The sequence below is a fragment of the Enterobacter cloacae complex sp. IR5441 genome, from assembly GCF_049238215.1.
GTDB classification, from domain to species: domain Bacteria; phylum Pseudomonadota; class Gammaproteobacteria; order Enterobacterales; family Enterobacteriaceae; genus Enterobacter; species Enterobacter hormaechei_C.
Genome location: NZ_JBMKIA010000102.1, coordinates 1 through 1,422 on the forward strand (window position 1 = coordinate 1; position 1,422 = coordinate 1,422).

Consider the following 1,422-nt stretch of genomic DNA (forward strand, 5'->3'; position numbering starts at 1 on the left):
CACCTGGCACGGCTGGGACGGAAGTCGCTGTCGTTCTCAAAATCGGTGGAGCTGCATGACAAAGTCATCGGGCATTATCTGAACATAAAACACTATCAATAAGTTGGAGTCATTACCGCCAATATGGATTAATTCCCCACCGCCTTCAAAAGAGGATGAGGTGTTGATGGCTGAAATGAAAAAAATATCTTTGGTTTCAGAAGCCAATACTTACATCAATACCCATCAGTGGCCTGGCAAAGCTGCTATTGGTCGTCTGAAAGGTAACGAGCTGGAGCAATATAATTTATGGCTGGATTATCTGGACGCACTGGAACTGGTTGATCCCTCCAGTGCTCCAGATATTGAATGGCCTACGCCTCCGGCAGTTCAGGCCAGATGACATTCGGCGCGGTGCTGGTATCTGTTGCCGTCACCGCGTCAATATAATCCAGCACAGCGTTAAGTCGGGTGTTTTCTGGCTGCGTCAGCTTCCGCCCGGCCTGTAATTTCAGTTGAATCAGACTGATGGAAGCCATTGCAGCATCAATCAGCGACTGGCGCTGTGCTTCTGCCGCTTCTACTGCGGCGCTATGCTGTGCCTCGGTATCCGTCACCCATTTCTCACCATCCCATTTATCGTATGGCGTTAACGGGGCGATAGTGGTTGTATTTTCAGGGTAATCACCCGGAGCTGTGATTTCTTTTGATTCTCCTGTTTCAGTGCTATAGACCGTTTCACCGCGATGGTCTGGCACATATTCCCATGAGTTAAAATCTGCAGAACGGCAAATTGCATAACCAGCTTTATATGAGCCAGGAGCATCTAAACAGGAACTTGCCGGGATACCGACGCCGACAGCGATATATTCATTTGATGTGGAAATATATTCCCGTGTTTCGCCATCATAGTTATAGACGGTAATATTTCCCGCCTTTGTAGCAATAAACTCGCTATTTAATGCAGTGTTATCCATTATGCGGCCCTCACGATATAGTTAAATGCAATATTACGCGGACGAAGTTCTGGTGATACCGGAGTCGAACCGCTGACATTAAACGTGTAATCAAACACGGAACCTGATCCAGATGAAGTAGATAAAGTTTCAGCATTTGTACTTTTTGCTACAGAAACACCACCTAAACCATTTGTTTGTTTAACAGCAAAAAGACCATTAAACGTTCCTGAAATAGACGGCATACCATGAGATTGCGCAGTGAGAATCCCCCTACCACTATCAATGCCTCTTCCATCATCCCAGCCACGCATAAACTCACCACGTAAATCAGGCAATTTATTTGTCGGGTAAGCCTTTGCCAGTTTCGGGTATTCTTCAGCAGAAAAAGCCGCACCGTTGCATTTCAGCCAGCCTGTTGGCGGAGTGGCTGAAGGCCACGGAACAGGCACCCCAACCGGTAATGCAGAGCCTTCTCCCAAACCAA

3 protein-coding genes and 1 pseudogene are annotated in these 1,422 nt (G+C 47.1%); 2 read left to right on the top strand and 2 right to left on the bottom strand.

Annotated features, from left to right (window positions below; all coding sequences use genetic code 11):
- Both ACOTX5_RS26495 and ACOTX5_RS26500 read left to right on the top strand, forming a co-directional pair.
- Positions 1 to 102 (top strand): IS1 family transposase (locus tag ACOTX5_RS26495; protein ID WP_000496773.1); only part of this gene is annotated, 102 nt, incomplete at its 5' end.
- Between the two features lie 16 nt (positions 103 to 118).
- A pseudogene (locus tag ACOTX5_RS26500) lies at positions 119 to 382 on the top strand (tail fiber assembly protein); the annotation flags it as partial.
- On the opposite strand, the gene ACOTX5_RS26505 reads toward ACOTX5_RS26500, so the two are convergent.
- Together ACOTX5_RS26505 and ACOTX5_RS26510 are read right to left on the bottom strand one after the other, a co-directional pair.
- Entirely contained in the window at positions 354 to 956 is a 603-nt protein-coding gene (locus ACOTX5_RS26505) for a tail fiber assembly protein (RefSeq protein ID WP_040073407.1), read from the bottom strand. The pseudogene ACOTX5_RS26500 and the gene ACOTX5_RS26505 sit on opposite strands and share 29 nt — an antisense overlap.
- Positions 956 to 1,422, bottom strand: a 467-nt coding sequence (locus tag ACOTX5_RS26510) for a phage tail protein (protein WP_252076559.1), incomplete at its 5' end; no start/stop codon positions are given. The genes ACOTX5_RS26505 and ACOTX5_RS26510, both read right to left, overlap by 1 nt.